This is a genomic window from Paenibacillus sp. JNUCC32 (assembly GCF_014863545.1).
In the GTDB taxonomy this organism is placed as follows: domain Bacteria; phylum Bacillota; class Bacilli; order Paenibacillales; family Paenibacillaceae; genus Paenibacillus_AQ; species Paenibacillus_AQ lautus_A.
Window position 1 is genome coordinate 1,371,042 of the sequence record NZ_CP062260.1, and the last position, 16,946, is coordinate 1,387,987.

Annotated in this window: 14 protein-coding genes; 13 read left to right on the forward strand and 1 reads right to left on the reverse strand. The window is 53.5% G+C overall.

Annotated elements, in window-relative coordinates; translation table 11 throughout:
- Window positions 1-76 precede the first annotated feature (76 nt).
- Both JNUCC32_RS06345 and JNUCC32_RS06350 read left to right on the forward strand, forming a co-directional pair.
- Complete coding sequence (locus JNUCC32_RS06345) at window positions 77-1,570, forward strand: amidase family protein (RefSeq protein ID WP_192571400.1); 1,494 nt, start codon at window positions 77-79, stop codon at window positions 1,568-1,570.
- Between the two features lie 22 nt (window positions 1,571-1,592).
- On the forward strand, window positions 1,593-2,129 hold the full coding sequence (locus JNUCC32_RS06350; protein ID WP_192571401.1) for a hypothetical protein: 537 nt from the start codon (window positions 1,593-1,595) through the stop codon (window positions 2,127-2,129).
- Window positions 2,130-2,344: 215 nt separating this feature from the next.
- Here the strand turns inward: JNUCC32_RS06350 and JNUCC32_RS06355 are convergent, their stop codons facing one another.
- Window positions 2,345-2,626, reverse strand: coding sequence for a CD3324 family protein (locus tag JNUCC32_RS06355; RefSeq protein WP_006211013.1), 282 nt, complete (start codon window positions 2,624-2,626; stop codon window positions 2,345-2,347).
- Window positions 2,627-3,062: 436 nt separating this feature from the next.
- Here JNUCC32_RS06355 and JNUCC32_RS06360 point away from each other — a divergent pair, with 436 nt between their 5' ends.
- The 11 genes from JNUCC32_RS06360 to JNUCC32_RS06410 all read left to right on the forward strand — a co-directional run bounded on the left by JNUCC32_RS06360 (window position 3,063) and on the right by JNUCC32_RS06410 (window position 16,818).
- Window positions 3,063-4,781 carry a GAF domain-containing sensor histidine kinase gene (locus JNUCC32_RS06360; RefSeq protein WP_192571402.1) on the forward strand — a complete coding sequence of 573 codons (1,719 nt, stop codon included), beginning with the start codon at window positions 3,063-3,065 and terminating at the stop codon, window positions 4,779-4,781.
- On the forward strand, window positions 4,759-5,421 hold the full coding sequence (locus tag JNUCC32_RS06365; RefSeq protein WP_015736093.1) for a response regulator: 663 nt from the start codon (window positions 4,759-4,761) through the stop codon (window positions 5,419-5,421). Before JNUCC32_RS06360 ends, JNUCC32_RS06365 begins: the two co-directional genes overlap by 23 nt.
- Window positions 5,422-5,615: 194 nt before the next feature.
- On the forward strand, window positions 5,616-6,176 hold the full coding sequence (locus tag JNUCC32_RS06370; protein ID WP_192571403.1) for an NADPH-dependent FMN reductase: 561 nt from the start codon (window positions 5,616-5,618) through the stop codon (window positions 6,174-6,176).
- Window positions 6,173-7,885, forward strand: a complete 1,713-nt coding sequence (locus tag JNUCC32_RS06375; protein ID WP_192571404.1) for a VOC family protein — start codon at window positions 6,173-6,175, stop codon at window positions 7,883-7,885. Before JNUCC32_RS06370 ends, JNUCC32_RS06375 begins: the two co-directional genes overlap by 4 nt.
- Before the next feature lie 98 nt (window positions 7,886-7,983).
- Window positions 7,984-8,526 (forward strand): NADPH-dependent FMN reductase, encoded by a 543-nt coding sequence (locus JNUCC32_RS06380; protein ID WP_009592221.1) that lies wholly within the window; start codon window positions 7,984-7,986, stop codon window positions 8,524-8,526.
- A 118-nt stretch (window positions 8,527-8,644) separates the two neighbouring features.
- Window positions 8,645-10,264: a response regulator gene (locus JNUCC32_RS06385; RefSeq protein WP_192571405.1), complete on the forward strand. Its 1,620-nt coding sequence runs from the start codon at window positions 8,645-8,647 to the stop codon at window positions 10,262-10,264.
- The gene (locus tag JNUCC32_RS06390; protein ID WP_192571406.1) at window positions 10,261-12,057 is read left to right on the forward strand and encodes a cache domain-containing sensor histidine kinase; all 1,797 of its coding nucleotides are present in this window, start codon (window positions 10,261-10,263) and stop codon (window positions 12,055-12,057) included. Before JNUCC32_RS06385 ends, JNUCC32_RS06390 begins: the two co-directional genes overlap by 4 nt.
- A complete protein-coding gene (locus JNUCC32_RS06395; RefSeq protein WP_096774339.1) occupies window positions 12,054-13,034 on the forward strand; it encodes a substrate-binding domain-containing protein in 981 nt (326 codons plus the stop codon). The genes JNUCC32_RS06390 and JNUCC32_RS06395 overlap by 4 nt, the downstream gene beginning before the upstream one ends.
- 131 nt (window positions 13,035-13,165) lie before the next feature.
- Window positions 13,166-14,665 (forward strand): sugar ABC transporter ATP-binding protein, encoded by a 1,500-nt coding sequence (locus tag JNUCC32_RS06400; protein ID WP_096774338.1) that lies wholly within the window; start codon window positions 13,166-13,168, stop codon window positions 14,663-14,665.
- Window positions 14,666-14,708: 43 nt separating this feature from the next.
- Window positions 14,709-15,677 (forward strand): ABC transporter permease, encoded by a 969-nt coding sequence (locus JNUCC32_RS06405; RefSeq protein WP_096774337.1) that lies wholly within the window; start codon window positions 14,709-14,711, stop codon window positions 15,675-15,677.
- A 121-nt stretch (window positions 15,678-15,798) separates the two neighbouring features.
- Complete coding sequence (locus tag JNUCC32_RS06410; protein ID WP_192571407.1) at window positions 15,799-16,818, forward strand: ABC transporter substrate-binding protein; 1,020 nt, start codon at window positions 15,799-15,801, stop codon at window positions 16,816-16,818.
- Window positions 16,819-16,946 lie beyond the last annotated feature (128 nt).

Genomic DNA, 16,946 nt, shown 5'->3' on the forward strand with positions numbered 1-16,946 from the left:
AAACGTCTGGAGGCTAAAATATGAAACGTTAAACCCCACACCTGCCGCAAGATCAGAAAAATAAGGGGGACCATATATGAGCTTGGATAAAAGAACATGGATTGTGGAAGCAACCATAGCGGATATGCAGCATGCCATGGAAGAAGGCTGGATGTCTTCGGTCGAACTGGTTCAATTGTATCTGGAACGGATCGGGTTATACGATGGATGGCTTCGCTCGATTCTAGAGGTGAACCCGGATGCGCTGCAGATTGCCCAAGAGCTGGATCAGGAGCGCAGAAACTTGGGAGCGCGGGGACGGCTGCACGGGATTCCGATACTGCTCAAAGACAACATCGACACCGGGGATCGGCTGCATACGAGCGCCGGCTCCATCACGCTGGCCGATTCGTACGCCGCCAAAGATTCCTTTGTTGCCGCAAAACTCCGAGAGGCGGGGGCCGTTATTCTGGGCAAGAGCAACATGACCGAGTGGGCGAATTTCATGTCCTCGACCATGTGGGCAGGATACTCGTCAAGACGCGGGCTTACTTTAAATCCCTACGGTCCCGGCGAAATGTTCGTCGGAGGTTCGAGCTCCGGTTCCGGAGCTGCAGTGGCGGCGAATTTGGCTGCGGCAGCCATCGGCACGGAAACTTCAGGATCGATTATCAGCCCTTCCAGCCAGAACAGTCTGGTTGGCTTGAAGCCGACGATCGGTCTGGTAAGCCGGACGGGCATCATTCCCATCACGCATACGCAGGATACGGCAGGTCCAATGACCCGAACGGTGGAAGATGCCGCGATTCTGCTTAGCGCGATCGCAGGTGCGGATGACCTGGACGAGGTGACCAAGACAGCTGCTCAAGCAAGGGTAGAGGATTACACGAAGTTTCTGGACGCCAGTTATCTGAAGCGGGCACGAATCGGGATTCCCCGATATTACTATAAGCATCTGGATCGGGATAGACTAGATATCGTAGAGTCTGCCATTGATGTTCTTCGCGAACAAGGCGCGACCATCATCGATCCGGTGGAACTGCCATGCCAGGGCACCCGCTGGGATGCCAACGTACTTCGCTATGAATTCAAGAAATACGTCAATGATTATTTGGCGAATGTAGCTCCGTCGCTGCCGGTTCATTCATTAGCTGAGGTTATCGCTTATAATGAGGCACACGCCGACACAGCCCTGAAATATGGACAGGATACGCTGATTTGGGCCGAGGAAACGAGCGGTGCGTTAACCGAAAAAGAGTATTTGGAGAGCAAGCGGAAGAACAAGGAAAGGGCGGGCACCATGGGGATTGACCATGTACTTAGGGAGCATCAGCTGGACGCGCTGCTGTTTCTGGGTAATGAATATGGACCCGATCTGGCTGCCCGCGCAGGGTATCCTTCGGTTACCGTTCCCGGCGGTTATGCCGAGAATGGGATCATAGCTCCGGGAGGATACAACACCAAAGGTCCTCAGGGCATTACATTCATCGGGACGGCTTATAGCGAGCCGGTGCTGATTCGGTTAGCCTACGGCTTCGAGCAGGCCACCAAGCATCGTGTACCGCCGAAGCTTTCATCCCAGTCATCATAGTAAAGAGAGGTGATGTTCCATCATGCCGCGCAATTTGGAGTATGTCCCATACGGCTACGAGCCCCCGAAGCCGACCACGAAAGGCACCTTGATATTCTACGATCTTTTTGAGCAGGATCAGGTGGCCCTCGAGCAGGCGGCTGCCATCTTGGAGGAACGATCCTTCGCAAAGTTGGTGTTGTATCCGCTGCACGAAGAGACGGTGAAGCGGATGTTCAAGGAGCCGGTGAGCCCTTATTACAAGCGGGAGAAACAGCTTCAGGAATGGATTGAGGAGCTTGGAAGATCTTCGGTCGTGATTGAATCGTTCGAGTCGAAGCGAAAAAAATACACGCCGATCGATACGGCGCTTCGACATCTGGCCGAGAAGTACGGAAGTCCCCATTTTCTTCTCATGACTCCGGAGGTAGCTAACGTGTTTGCTTCGTTTTCTTCCTTCGAGGAATGGATCGTGAAGCTGAGGCTGATCTTGTTGTCCGAGCCGCCGGTTCTGCATCCGAGGCTGGAGAAATTCCGCCATCGATGGGATGTAGCCGGGGAGAAGCGGGAAGAACTTTAGGGTACAATCAAGCCCGGCTGCAGCTCGTTTGCAGCCGGGCCTTTTCTATGGTGCAGACCAATCGGACAGGGTGGCAATGCGGTAAAAATGCCGAACAGCCCTAAAAACGGTACATCGCGGGTTCACCGTGCCCGATCCATGCAACATGAAAAGGACTGTACCCCGTGGGAACAGTCCTATGTTAATCCGTGCGGAGACCGTTAAACCTCATCGGTTCAGGTCCCTACGCGGGTAAGTTTACTTATGATCTTGCGTACGCTTTCTCCAGACAGGAAGTAGGTCCGTTCCAATTCCTCAATGGACCGTCCTTTGCAGTAAGCGCGATACATTTCTTTATTGCGACTTTCGATGCGTTGTTTGGAACCGCTTAACTCTCCCCAGCCGGCTCTTTGCTCGCTCTGTTTCGGTATGTAGAGTAATTCTCCGTCTATATACTGTTGAATTTGCTGCAGCAGCTCGGGGGGAAGCACTTCTCTTCCGTTCTTGTAATGGCCCATCGATGCCCTCCTCTTTCTGTGTACATATTTAAGCTATCGCTGAGTTTCAAAACAATTGCATTGATCATGCTTGCCCTCCTCCTTTCGTGAAATTGGTTTTTTTAGATTTTGGTTTTATTGGAGTTGAAAATAGATATAGGGAGCCCGCGGCGGGCTCCCATTTAACGGATATTCGCTTTACGCGAATACCACCTCACGGATCTGAATCATTGCAATCAGCCTCCTTTCAGCTCATTTCGTCGGCCCGACTTCTATATTAAGCCATATGTAGGTGGAAATTTGCAAGAGATAAAACAATATTAATTGTTTTTTACCACAATTCATGGGATGAATGATCTGCACCGGCCAGGAATTCCATTCGGAATTTGGATGGTGCGTGACAGGATTATATAATATAGTTACTTCAGAATGCAAAATAAAGAAGGAGCTTGCTTGTATGTCCACTCACGACCCGCATATCCAGGAGTTAATCACGTTGAAGACGATTGCCGAAACGCTGAACGAATCCAATGAGTTAGCCCCCATGCTGGACGTTGTTATCGGCAAACTGCTGGAGCTGACCGGACTTACGACCGGCTGGCTGTTCCTGGTGGAAGAGAAGAGAACGCATGAATTCGTAGCGGGCCGGAATCTGCCGCCCGCTCTGAGACGGGAAGATGACGAACCGATGAGGTGCGGCAGCTGCTGGTGCCTGGAGCGCTATGATGACGGCCGACTGAAAAATGCCGTGAACATTTTGAATTGCAAACGTCTGGATAACGCCGTTCGTTATCAGTGGGGCGACACGGAGGGAATTACCCATCATGCTACCGTTCCGCTGCGTTCCGGCAGCCGCAGGTTCGGCGTGCTGAATGTGGCCGCACCCGGGAAGCTTCATTTTTCCAAGGAGGAGCTGGCGCTGCTGGAATCGGTAGCCTACCAAATCGGCACCGCCATCGAGCGCATGCGTCTGTACGCGGCTGAGCAGCGTCGGGCTGATTTGTTCGCCCGGCTAGGAGAATATAGCAGCGCGCTAGGCGCTTATGCATCCCAAGCGGTGAGCCGGGCCGAATTAACGGAGCAGGTGATGAGTTTGCTCGGCCGTTATTTTGATTGGCCGGTTGCGGCGCTGCTGGAACCGGTGGGCCAGGAAATCACGCTGCGTGCGCTATACAGCGGCGGACAGACCACGCTGCCCCATGCCAAATTTCCGCTAGCCGACATGGCTCGGAACGGTCCTGATGCAGTGAAGCGCTCAGCAGAGCCGGTCGGCGATCCGGATGCGCAGCAACTTGCGGATCAACTGGTGGAGAAAGGATGGATAGCTCCCATTCGTCGAGCCGTTGCGGTACCGCTTGCGGTTGCTTCGGACTCCTTAACCGGGATGCTTTTGGTGGGCTATGATCAGTATGGAGACCAGCATCGGGCGGACATGGAGGTTATCGAGGCCATAGCGGAGCATATCGGCATGACGCTTCAGCGCATCCGTTTGGAGGAGAACCGGAGGGAGCTCGCAAGGATGGATGAACGAAATCGCCTGGCCCGGGACCTGCACGACTCGGTAAGCCAAACCCTGTTCTCGCTGGTGATGATGTCCAAAGGTGTAGGGGGGATGATTGCCGCTGAACCGGATGGGCAGAAAAGCTTGCTCCAGGACACGATCCGCGATATCCAGTCATTATCGCAAAGCGCACTAAAGGAAATGCGGGAGCTGATCATGCAGCTTCGCCCGCCCGGACTTGAGGAGGGGCTGATGACAGGTCTAAAGCAATACGGCGAACGATTGAAGCTTCATGTGCGTACACATATCACCGGGATGCAGGAGCTGCCGCGGATCGCGGAAGAGGCGTTGTGGAGGATCGGGCAAGAGGCGCTGAACAATGTGAGCAAGCATGCGGATACGAAGGAAGTAACGGTAGCGTTGTCCTTGCAAAACGATGAAGCGGAGCTTCGGATCGAGGATCAAGGGCGCGGGATAACCAAGCAGCGATGGAACGAGCTGACGCGGCATTCCATCGGCCTGTCCAGCATGCGGGAGCGGGCCGAATCGCTCGGAGGCCAGTTCCGTTTATACAGCGTGCACCGGGAGGGAACCATCATTGAGGTTACGATACCCTTGAAGGCGGTCACAACAGAGAAAGGGGGGATAACCGATGATCCGATTGTTAATAGCTGACGATCACGCCATGGTACGGCGGGGCCTCCAGGTTTTTCTGGCGACGCAGCCGGATATCGAAATGGTGGGAGAAGCCGCGAATGGCGAAGAGACGCTGGAACAGGCCAAACTTTTGCTGCCTGATGTCGTGTTGATGGATTTGAATATGCCTGTATTGAATGGCATCGATACCACGGCACGTTTGAAAAAAGAACTGCCTCATATCAAAGTGATCGTACTGACCTCGTTTGTTGATTACGATCATGTTCTGCCTGCGATTCGAGCGGGTGCTCGCGGCTATCTCCTGAAGGATATCGAGCCGGAGGAATTGGTAGCCGGGATCCGACGCGTGTTCCAAGGACAGGTCGAATTGCATCCGGATGCTGCCGGCCTGCTCATGACGCATGTTACTTCCCCGGCGGGAGAGGATGAGGCCAATGGGTCCAGCCATCAGGAAGCTGCGCAGCTCGATAAGCTTACCCGCCGAGAGCAGGAAGTATTGCAGCTGATTGCCTCCGGGATGAATAACAGGGAAATCAGCGAAGCGCTTTATATTACCGAGAAGACGGTGAAAACCCATGTCAGCCACCTGCTGGATAAGCTGGGGGTTGCCGACCGGACACAGGCTGCCATCTATGCGCTTAAGCATGGAATCGTATAGGATTAGGGATTTGCTGCTTATGCAATATAACCGTACATAATGATCATTTCTCAGACTATAGTCGTAGAAGCTCTCAGCCGAAGGCATGAGAGCTTTTGCTCGTAAAATCACTCGATATGTTGACGATTTCATGATGTGCCTCCACTACAATGTATTTAACAAAACATTCGAATACGAATAAGGGAGGCATTACCATGAAGATCGTAATTATTGCAGGCAGCAATCGCAAAGAAGCGACAAGCACCATTTTGGCCAAAGCCTTGGAAGCGCAAATGAACCGGTTGTTCGTCGAAGTGAAGCTGTTTAATTTGTATGAAACGCCGCTCCCGTTCTATTCCCCGGACGAAATATTCAACCGGCATGAGGGCGTGCGTGAGCTGCAGCGTTTATTAATGGAGGCGGACGGCGTCATTTTGACTACCCCGGAGTATCACGGCGGGATGAGCGGCGTGTTGAAAAATGCTCTGGATCATTTGGGGCAGATGCATTTCTCGGGCAAACCAGTCTTATCGGTAAGCTCGGCTGGCGGGGCGGTCGGCGTAAGTTCACTGCAGCAAATGCAGGCCACCATACGCAATTTGCATGGTATTAATAGTCCGGAATGGATTTCCATCGGCGGATCTCAACGGGCCATTTACGAATCGGAAGCGGCTGAGGGCACGATCGTGCTGGATTATCGGGCGAAAGAGGCGCTTTCCATCTTTTTGGAGCTGGTTAAGAAGATCAGCAATAAAGTGGAGGCTGAAATCTCATGATCACCCATTTCGCCGGATTAACATTAAGGACCGTCTCCATCGAGGGAGTGAAGCAATTCTATCACGGATTGCTTCAATTCCCGGTCGTCAGAGAAAGCGAGGCCGAAATTGCATTTCAGCCTACACCCGATTTCACGCTTGTATTTGAAGAGGTGTTTGAACCTATAGCCCCTGCCCATATCGCGTTTGAAGTGGCTTTTTCCCAATTTGATTCCACCGTCCGGAGCCTCGCGGAACAGGTGCCGTTGTTGAAATGGCCGGACGGCAAGGTGGTCGAACCCTTCGATTCCGGCGTGAACGTATACTTCAGGGATGGGGATGGAAATTTGCTGGAGTTTATCGCCCATCCGGATATAAAGGAAGGGGTCCTGACCCCGAGCGGTAAATATGGCGTCCTCTATTTGCGGGAAGTGGGACTGCCTGTCGAGGATCCGGTAGCTGCCCGACTGTGGATGCAGCGGACGCTCGGATTCACCATCGCCAAGGAATCGGAACAATTTGCTTTTGTTATCGGCGGAACGGCCCATGCCGTTGTGGTATCCACGAGGCGCAAATGGATCCCGATCTCGATGTACGCGCTGGCACCGACGCTGGAATTAACGTATGGCGTCACCGACGAGCGGTTTATAGACCGGGTCCGCTCGGCCCTGGATCGGCGGATGATCCTATCGGATAACGATGAGGGACTGCGTTTTAGAATGTACGGCTACAGCATCAGGTTGAAGATAACCAGCTTTCCCAAGGACATTGCAGCCAAGCTGAATTTGCCGAGTGCCGCCGAAGGGGAGGAGGTGAACCCGGTCATTGACGACCAATATTTGATAGACGGTCTCACGGCTTTGAGCCGCGGCGGCGAAGTCGGTTGGTTTGAAGGGCATGTCGGCGGAGCGTATTTGGCAGCGTATTACATGCAGAAGGAGCAAGATCTGCCGCAAGATGTGCTTCATGGTTTGGCTGCCAATTGCCGTCATCTGCGCGCTCAGCATGAAGATTGGTTTGAACCGTATCCATCCGAGCCCGCACAGCCTGAATTGATGGATCAATTGCTGGAAGGGCTTCTACCCAACCTGACAAGCCTGAGCACCTCGGGCCACGGCGTGACCCTGGGCGTGCTCGGACTGAAAGCGCTGCGGGAACGTCCGGACTTACTGACACCGTCCATCGTGAGAGGTTTGCTTAAGCTCATGGACGATGCAGCGAGTGAACATAAGCTTGCAAGGTATTACGGCATTGACGATTATACGCAGCTGGATCTATCGGAAATCTCACTCTCGGAAATACCGCCTTACCGGGATGCGTCCGATTTGGCATGCCGCGCACTTTCCGAGCTGGATCACGTGCTGCCGGATCAGCATGTGGATGGCCAATATTATTTTTTTGCCGGTGAGCTTGAGCATGGGATTACCCACGCCCACGCGCTGATTGAGCTGGAACGGCTCGGTTATGCCCAGCTGGCCAAGCTGGGCCAAGGCAATCACCGGCTCCAAACGAAACTTAACCGTCTCAGACCTCAAGCGCTTATGGCTCAGGGGATCGATGCGCCTGCCAAGGCTTCCATCACGGAATCGGCCTATTGGAGCCGGCTGTATGAAGATCCGCATGCCATCAAGGTACCTTACGCCGCCATGGCACTGCTGCGGCATGTGCCTGTTGAAAGAAGGGGAGATCTGGAACGCGATGTGTGCAAGCTGCTTTCCCTAATGAAGTAGGGGCTGTTTTGACAATGGTAAAATATGGTGATACGCTAAAATAAGTTACCCAATAACTGAATCATGTGTGCTGGAAAGGCATAGAACTGGAGGATATCATGAACGTCGCAATCGTTGTGGGAAGCATTAGAAAAGAGTCGTACAATCGGAAACTGGCGGAATATTTGAAGCAGCGCTATTCGGATCAGATCGCCTTTGATATCGTGGATCTTCGCGATCTTCCGTTCTACGATCAAGACACGGAGTTGGACCCTCCTGCGGCCGTCAAGGAATTCAAGGAGCGGATTGCCGCTTCCGATGCCGTATTGTGGATCACGCCGGAATATAATTATTCCATACCGGGCGTGCTCAAGAATGCGCTGGATTGGTTATCGCGCGTCGATAAGGTCATGAACGGGAAGCCTTCATGGATCATGGGGGCGTCGATGGGGCAGCTCGGTACGGTTCGCGCCCAAGAGCATCTTCGGGACATTCTCTTCTCCGTTGGCATCACCTCGCCGCTGCTTCCTAACAATGAAGTTTATATCGGCGCCGTGCACGAGAAGATGGATGAGTCCGGCAAGCTGATCCATGAACCGACGATCGGTTTCATCGATATCGTGGTGAACAATTTCATGACGTGGATGAATGCCCGGAAATAAAACATGAAGTCTGGAGCCCTTTGGCAGTTGCCTGCCGAAGGGCTTTTCCTGTATTATTCACCTCGTAACACGATAAACCAAAGCGAATGGATTTGCTTTTGAACGGGGGAGGCTTTGATTGTATACGATTCTTATTGTGGACGACGAACCGATCGTAAGGGAAGGGATCCGAAACCGGATTCAGTGGTCGGAGCATGGCTATGAATGCATCGGGGATTGCGAGAACGGCAGAGATGCGTTGGAGGCCGTAACCCGCCATCAGCCCGATGTCGTGTTAACGGACATCAACATGCCGTACATGGATGGCTTGGAATTGTCCCGTCATATTACGGAACGTTTTCCTAAGACGAAGATCATCATCCTGACCGGGTTCGACGATTTCGAATACGCCCAGCAGGCGGTGAAGCTGCAGGTGACGGATTTTATTTTGAAACCGGTTACGGCGGCGGAATTAAGGGACATGCTCGACAAGCTCAAGCTGGAAATGGATGAGGAGCGCGGTCACACCGAGCACTTGAAGAGACTCAAGAAGCAGTTGAACGAGAGCTTGGTCCTGCTTAGGGAACGTTTTCTGGAACGATTGGCGTCATCGCCGATGAAGCGGTCCGAAATGGAGAGCCGGCTGGCTTATTTCGATATTCCGCTGCGCGGGCCGCTGTATATCGCCATGGCAGCGGATATGGATGAGCTGCGCTCGGATGAACAGCACGCCGATAATGAACTGCATGCTTTTGCCTTATACAACATCATGCAGGAGATCCTGGCGGGTGAGCCTGGTGCGGCCGTGTTTCGGTACAAAGAGAATAAGGTCATGACCATTCTGTCGGGCTCCGACGAGAAAGATCTGTACGCCCGGGCCCAGGAACTGGCGGAGGACATTCGCGGCTCCACCAAGCAGTTCATGAAATTCACGGTCACGGTTGGCATCGGAACGATCTGTCGCGAGCTGCAGGACATACGATATTCCTGCAAGGCCTCGGAGGCCGCCCTGGAGTACCGGCTTCTGATCGGCCGCGATCAGGTGGTCCATATCACCGATCTTGAAAAACGCGGGAGCGGTCCTCTCCTGGATGGGATCGAAACGGAGACGGCGCTGGTTTCGGCAATCCGGGCGGGCACAGGCTCAGAGGTGAAGGCGTGCATCCGGCGGCTGATCAGCGAACTTGGAAGCGCTTCAATTTCAATCGAGCTCTGTTACGTGCGGGTCCTTCGGGTCATGCTTTCCGTGCTTCAAACCTTGATGGAAATCGGCAGCAATGGGAACGAGCTGATCGGCAAGGAGAAGAGGCTGCTGTCCGATCTGTATTCTTTTCGGTCCTTGGATGAGATCGAGAGCTGGTTAAACGAGGTATGCGAGCAGGCGTTAAGGGACGTAGCCAAGACCAGAAAGGATATTACACGCTCCCAGATGCTGGAGGCGGTCGATTTCATCCAGCGGCATTATGAGGATGCGGAGTTATCGATTAAGACCGTGTGCAGCCGGATCTTCATGAGCACGAGTTATTTCAGCGCCTTGTTCAAGTCGCATACCGGGAAGACCTTCGTCGAATACGTTACGGAAGTCCGCATGGAGAAAGCGAAGGAACTTCTGAAGCATTCCTTGTTAAAAACCTATGAAATTGCGGCGAAAACCGGCTATCAGGATCCTCAATATTTTAGCGTGCTGTTTAAGAAACATACCGGAGATACCCCGACGGAGTACCGGAATAAAATGGCGTCTGGCGGGGTACAGCCATGAAGACTCCGCAGCGAATCAAAAGCATTCAGTCCCGCATTGCCAGTTCCTTCGTGATGCTCGTGCTGTTCACGGCGCTGCTGCTTATCTTCATCTCCTATCGGCTGTCCGAATCGGCTGTTCGCGAAACGGCGGAAAGTTATACCTCCGAGCTGATCAATCAAGTCAATGCGAATATCCAAACCTACATTACAGGCATGAAGGACATTTCGCTGGCCGCGATGAACAATCCGAACGTAAGAGAATACCTGGCCTCGGCCGACGAGCTGGAGCCTGCGCAGCTGGCGGTATTAAAGGCGAAGATATCGGATTATTTTCACTCGATTCGCATTTCGCGCAAAGACATTGCTTCGATCAACATCTTCGGAGCGGGCGGAACCTTCATATCCGATCGGTCCAACGCGGAGTTAAATCCTTATATTGAAATATCCGATCAGCCCTGGTATCGGCAGGCGAAGGAAAACCAAGGACAGACGGTGATCTCTTCCTCGCATGTACAGCCCGTCATTAAGGGAGAGTACCGCTGGGTTGTATCGCTGAGCCGTGAGCTCAGCGGCATGGATTCGACCCAAGGGCTTGGCATCCTGCTAATCGATCTTAACTTCAAAGTGATTAACGATATGCTCAGCAAGCTCGATCTGGGGAACCGGGGGTATGTGTTCGTTATCGACCGCGAAGGCCGGATTGTTTATCACCCCCAGCAGCAGCTGCTTTACAGCAATCTGAAAACGGAGAGATTGGACCAGGTGCTGCAGGACAAACATGGAAGTTTTGTCGTGAAGGAGGACGGCGCGAGCCGGATTTACAGCATTAAGAACACGGATTTCGGCTGGAAAATCGTAGGCGTTTTTTACGAGAATGAGCTGGTGGACAATAAGAAGCAGATGCAGCTGTCTTTTGCTATAGCGGGATTGTTATGCCTCGTCGTCGGCGTGCTGTTCTCCGTCGTCCTCTCGCGCAATCTGACGCGTCCCATCAAGAAGCTGCAAGAGAAGATGATGGAGGTGGAGAAGGGGAATTTCGACATCCGGGTCCCGGTGGGGCATTCCAGGGAAATCTCCGGACTTGCCCGCAGCTTCAACGTGATGGTGCTGAAGATTAAGGAATTGATGTATCAAATCGTGGTAGAGCAGGAGATTAAGAGAAAAAGCGAGCTGAATGCCCTGCAAGCCCAAATCAACCCCCATTTTCTCTACAATACGCTGGATTCCATCATATGGATGGCCGAGAGCAAGAAGCATGACGAGGTGATTTTGATGACATCGGCTTTAGCCAGGCTGTTTCGGGCTTCGCTCAGCAAGGGGAAGGAAATGATACCGATTGCGACCGAGGTGGAGCATATAACGAATTATTTGAAAATACAACAGATGCGTTATCAGGACAAAATCACGTTTGCCCTGGATATCGATCGCGGACTTTACCCGTATCTGACGCTGAAGGTGCTGCTGCAGCCGCTGGTGGAGAATGCCATTTATCATGGCATCAAAAACAAGGAAGGGCCGGGGACGATCACGATTACGGGGGTGCGTCGAGATACCCGCATCGAATTTCAAGTTAAGGACGACGGCATCGGGATGGATCAGTCCAAGGTGGAGACGCTGCTCACGTCCAAAGAAGGCACACGATCGAGAAACAGCGTTGGCATTGCGAATGTTCATCAGCGGATACAGTTATATTTTGGAACGGAATATGGTCTTAGCTATGCAAGCGTGCCCGGATCGGGTACAAGCGTAACGCTGGTCATTCCGGCCGTTCATGCAGATGAGTGGCAGCGTGTGGAGGGGGATGTGCCTTGAAGTCGTACCTGCGAATGCGTTATATGGTACTGCTGCTGATTCCGTTGCTTCTTCTGGGTTATGCCGTTTATCAGTGGTCCAAGGAAGAACCCGGAACCAAGAAGATCATCGTCGGCGTAAAGGCGCTGGACGAGAATGAATTCTGGCGGGTACTGATTGAAGGGGTGAACACGGCTTCCCGGGAATTCGGCGTTGACGTCTCGGTGGTAGGACCGTCTCAGGAAATCGAGGTTGACTTGCAGATTCAATTGTTGGAGGAAGCCGTCAAGCAGAAGCCGGATGCGATCGTTTTGGCCGCGGGTGATTATCATCGCCTGGTTCCCGTAGCAGAGTCGATTCGTAAGGCCGGCATCCCGCTCATTATGATTGATTCGGCCGTGAATGGCGATTACGCGCAGAGCTTGATCGCGACCGACAATGTGAATGCGGGACAGAAGGCCGGCAAGGAGCTTTCGTCGCGCCTGCCGGAACATGCCAAGGTTGCTATCATCAGTTTCGTGCAGGGCACCTCGACGCAGATCGAGAGGGAGCAAGGGGTTCGAAGCATTCTGGAGCAGCGCGGCGGCACGGAAATCGTGGGCACCTACTACAGCGAAGGCAAGGAGGAGAGGGCGTACGAAATCACGAAAAAGCTCCTGCTTGAAAGGCCTGACCTGAATGGAATCGTCGGACTGAATGAGCCTTCTACGGTGGGGGCCGGCAGAGCGATTCGGGAACTGGGGCTGGTGGGCAAAGTCAAGCTGGTCGGATTCGACAGCTCGGTGAAGGAAGTCAAGCTGCTCGAAGAGGGAGTCTTGCAATCCACGATCGTTCAGAAGCCCTTCAACATCGGTTATTTGGGCATCAAAACAGCCGTATCCGTTATCGAGGGCGACAGGATGCCCCGGCATATATACACCGATTCCGTTATCATCAATAAGGACAATATGTATACCGAGGAAAACCAGAAGCTGCTCTTTCCCTTTGTGGAGGAGTAGCTTCTTCTCTTTTGGGTTTCTGCGGCGGATCATAGATTATTCAACATCGATCAGAGAATATTCCATTCCTTCGCGGGGTAGCGGTTTGTACAATGATTCATAAAAGGTGCCAGCTAGAGAGGTGAGGGACGTTGAGCGAATGGCTGATACAGATGGAAGGAATCATGAAGGAATTTCCGGGCGTGCTTGCATTAAATAACTGCCGGTTCGACCTTCGGGCCGGTGAAGTCCATGCCCTTATGGGTGAAAACGGTGCGGGCAAGTCAACCCTGATGAAAATCCTGACCGGCGTTTATCAGAAGGATGCAGGAACGATCGAATTCAAAGGGCAGCCCGTTGAGTTATCGAACCCGAAAGCGGCTCAGGACGCGGGAATCAGCATGATTCATCAGGAGCTGAATCTGGCCCCTGACCTGACGGTCGCCCAGAATATCTTCATCGGGCGGGAGCCGCGGCGAAAGCTCCGATTGTTTCTGGACGACCGGGCGCTGCACCGGCAGGTGAAGGAACTGTTCGAACGGATGGGCCTCGACATGGACCCCTCCATCAAGGTTTCGGAATTAACGGTTGCCAAGCAGCAGATGGTGGAGATCGCCAAGGCATTATCCTACAACGCCGATGTGCTGGTCATGGATGAGCCGACGGCGGCTTTGAGCGAAACGGAGATTGAGGATTTGTTCCGCATCATACGGCAGCTTCGCGAGAGCGGAGTTGGAATCGTTTACATTTCCCACCGAATGGACGAGATCAAACGAATCACGGATCGCATTACAGTGATGCGCGACGGGCAGTACATCGATACGGTATCCACGGCTGAAGTCACGACCCAGGACATTATCTCGAAGATGGTCGGTCGGCAGATTTACGAGACCTCGAAGCCGGAGAGGACGGCTGGTGAGCGCGAGACGGTATTGGAGGTTATAGGACTGAATCAAGGCAGAAACTTGAAGAATATTAACCTGACTCTGAAAAAGGGAGAAATTCTTGGCATTGCCGGCCTCGTCGGCGCGGGACGGACCGAGCTTGCCCGGGCCATCTTCGGCGCCGACCGCATCCAATCCGGCGAGATCCGCGTGCACGGCCGCAAGGTAACGATCAAGGGCCCGCACGATGCGGTGCGGCAAGGGATCGGCTATCTATCCGAGGATCGCAAGCGCTATGGATGCGTCGTCGATCTCGACGTGAAGAGCAATGTGGCTATCGCCTCATACGGCAGCTTCCTCCGTCCCGGCGGCTGGATGAATACGGCGAAGATTCGCGAGCAGGCGGAGGATATGGTGTCTCGATTGAAGGTCAAAACGCCGCATGTCGATCAGGAGGTCAAGTTCCTCTCCGGGGGCAATCAGCAGAAGGTCGTCATTGGCAAATGGCTGACGAGGGATTGCGACATCCTGATCTTCGACGAGCCGACGCGAGGAATCGACGTTGGGGCCAAGAGCGAAATCTACCGATTGCTGAACGATCTTGCAGCACAGGGCAAGTCGATCATCATGATCTCGTCGGAGCTGCCGGAAATTCTTCGGATGAGCCACCGGATTCTCGTCATGTGCGAAGGCCGGATTACGGGCGAGCTGGATCATGAAGAGGCGACCCAAGAAAGCATAATGCATCTGGCTACAGCGAGGATGTAAGACGCCGTCGCCGTCATCTATTCACGTCAGGAGGAACAAGCAGATGAACATTCAAATCAAATCGGGCGCGCTCCAGCAAGTGCTGGCTCTTGCCAGCTTGGTCGTTCTCGTCCTATTCTTTACGTTCTCGTCCAGCAATTTCTTTCAGTTCTCCAACATCGTGGGCATTCTTCTTTCCACGGCGGTAATCGGCGTGCTGGCTTTGGGATCCACCTTTGTCATTATTACCGGCGGCATCGACCTGTCCGTCGGGACGGTCATGACGCTGAGCGGCGTTATGACCGGGGTATGCATCACCTTCTGGGGATTGCCGGTCCCCGTCGGCATTCTTGGGGGCATCTTGACCGGCGCCCTGTGCGGGCTTCTGTCCGGGACGGCGGTGGCGAAAATGAAGATTCCGCCTTTTATCGCAACGCTGGCGATGATGATGATCGCCAAAGGTCTCGCGCTCATCATCTCCGGGGCCAAACCGGTCTATTTCAACGATGCCGAAAGCTTTGCCGAGGTGTCCCAGGGCAGCGTGCTGGGCTGGCTGGTGCCGGGGCTCGATATTCCCAATGCGGTCGTCATTTTCTTCATTGCGGCGATCCTCGGCTATCTCATCTTGTCGAAGACCATCCTCGGCCGGTATAACTTTGCGCTGGGCAGCAACGAAGAGGCGACCCGCTTGTCCGGCGTCAACGTGGGCTTCTGGAAAATCGTGATCTACACCTTAACCGGCGCTTTTACCGGTTTGGCGGGCGTCATGATGGCATCGAGGCTGAACTCGGCCAATCCGGCGCTGGGTGCCGGGTATGAACTGGAAGCCATCGCGGCGGTCGTGATCGGGGGAACTTCGCTCAGCGGAGGGAAGGGTACCATTATCGGAACGGTCATCGGGGCGTTGATCATGAGCGTGCTGACGAACGGATTGCGCATTCTGTCCGTACCCCAGGAATGGCAAACCGTTGTTGTAGGGTTCGTTATTATACTCGCGGTGTATGCGGATATTTTGCGCAGACGCAAAGCGTAAGCCCTTACTAGTGCTTGCTCCGGAGCTCGGTTGGCCGTAGGTTGGCTTGATCTCGATAGAAGCTTCCATAACGGAAGATCTATAGCTGTACCAATATGTCTAAACAAGGGGAGATTGCATTATGAAAAAGCTTTCCGTATTAGCTCTGATTCTTTTGCTGACTGCAAGCATGCTGGCGGCTTGCGGTTCATCGGGCAAAAACGCTGCCGGAGGTACCGACAGTCCAGGCGAGGGCGGATCCGGATCAGGAGCCGGTTCTCAAGCCGAAGGAGAGATCTACATCCCGATCATTTCCAAGGGCTTTCAGCACCAGTTTTGGCAGGCGGTGAAAGCCGGTGCCGAGCAAGCAGGGGAAGAGCTTGGCGTGCGGATTACCTTTGAAGGTCCGGAGACGGAATCCCAGGTGGATAAGCAGATCGAAATGCTGCAGGCCGCGCTCGACAAGAAACCAAACGCGATCGGCTTTGCCGCATTGGATAGCCAGGCCTCCATACCTTATCTGAAAAAAGCCCAGGAAAACAACATTCCGGTCATCGCCTTCGATTCGGGCGTGGAAAGCGACATTCCGGTAACGACGGCTTCAACGGACAATATGGCTGCATCGGCGCTCGCGGCGGACAAAATGGCGGAGCTCATCGGGAATGAAGGCAAAATCGCCATGGTGGTCCATGACCAGACCAGCGTAACCGGGGTCAGCCGCCGAGACGGCTTCAAGAAGCAGATCGAAGAGAAGTATCCGAATATCGAGATCGTGGACATTCAATATGGCGGCGGGGATCACTTGAAGTCGACGGACCTGGCCAAAGCGATGATGCAGGCGCATCCGGATTTAAAAGGGATATTCGGCGCGAATGAAGGCTCCGCCGTCGGCGTCATCAATGCGGTGACGGAGATGAAGAAGGAAGGCCAAATCATCGTGGTCGGATTCGATTCCGGAAAAGCTCAGATCGACGCGATCAAGAACGGAACGATGGCGGGAGCCATCACGCAAAATCCGGTCGGCATCGGATATGAGACGGTAAAAGCCGCCGTGGCGGCCATCAAAGGGGAGAAGGTCGAACCGCAGATCGATACGGGGTTCTACTGGTACGACAAAAACAATATCGATAGCGACGAAATCAAAGCCGTAATCTATGAATAAATGAAATGAAGGGGAGCCCTGTAGGGGCTCCCCTTAACGCGGCATCCGCTTACGCAGATGCCACCTCCATATTCTGAATCAATTCGTTCAGCCTCCTTTCCGATCATTTGGTCCAGCCGGACATCTAT

Excerpts from the sequence above, each read along its gene's own strand:
- JNUCC32_RS06345 (WP_192571400.1), top strand. The coding sequence starts at position 77 with ATGAGCTTGGATAAAAGAACATGGATTGTGGAAGCAACCATAGCGGAT.
- JNUCC32_RS06380 (WP_009592221.1), top strand. The coding sequence starts at position 7,984 with ATGAACGTCGCAATCGTTGTGGGAAGCATTAGAAAAGAGTCGTACAAT.
- JNUCC32_RS06390 (WP_192571406.1), top strand. The coding sequence starts at position 10,261 with ATGAAGACTCCGCAGCGAATCAAAAGCATTCAGTCCCGCATTGCCAGT.
- JNUCC32_RS06370 (WP_192571403.1), top strand. The coding sequence starts at position 5,616 with ATGAAGATCGTAATTATTGCAGGCAGCAATCGCAAAGAAGCGACAAGC.
- JNUCC32_RS06355 (WP_006211013.1), bottom strand. The coding sequence starts at position 2,626 with ATGGGCCATTACAAGAACGGAAGAGAAGTGCTTCCCCCCGAGCTGCTG.
- JNUCC32_RS06350 (WP_192571401.1), top strand. The coding sequence starts at position 1,593 with ATGCCGCGCAATTTGGAGTATGTCCCATACGGCTACGAGCCCCCGAAG.
- JNUCC32_RS06410 (WP_192571407.1), top strand. The coding sequence starts at position 15,799 with ATGAAAAAGCTTTCCGTATTAGCTCTGATTCTTTTGCTGACTGCAAGC.
- JNUCC32_RS06405 (WP_096774337.1), top strand. The coding sequence starts at position 14,709 with ATGAACATTCAAATCAAATCGGGCGCGCTCCAGCAAGTGCTGGCTCTT.
- JNUCC32_RS06360 (WP_192571402.1), top strand. The coding sequence starts at position 3,063 with ATGTCCACTCACGACCCGCATATCCAGGAGTTAATCACGTTGAAGACG.
- JNUCC32_RS06375 (WP_192571404.1), top strand. The coding sequence starts at position 6,173 with ATGATCACCCATTTCGCCGGATTAACATTAAGGACCGTCTCCATCGAG.
- JNUCC32_RS06365 (WP_015736093.1), top strand. The coding sequence starts at position 4,759 with ATGATCCGATTGTTAATAGCTGACGATCACGCCATGGTACGGCGGGGC.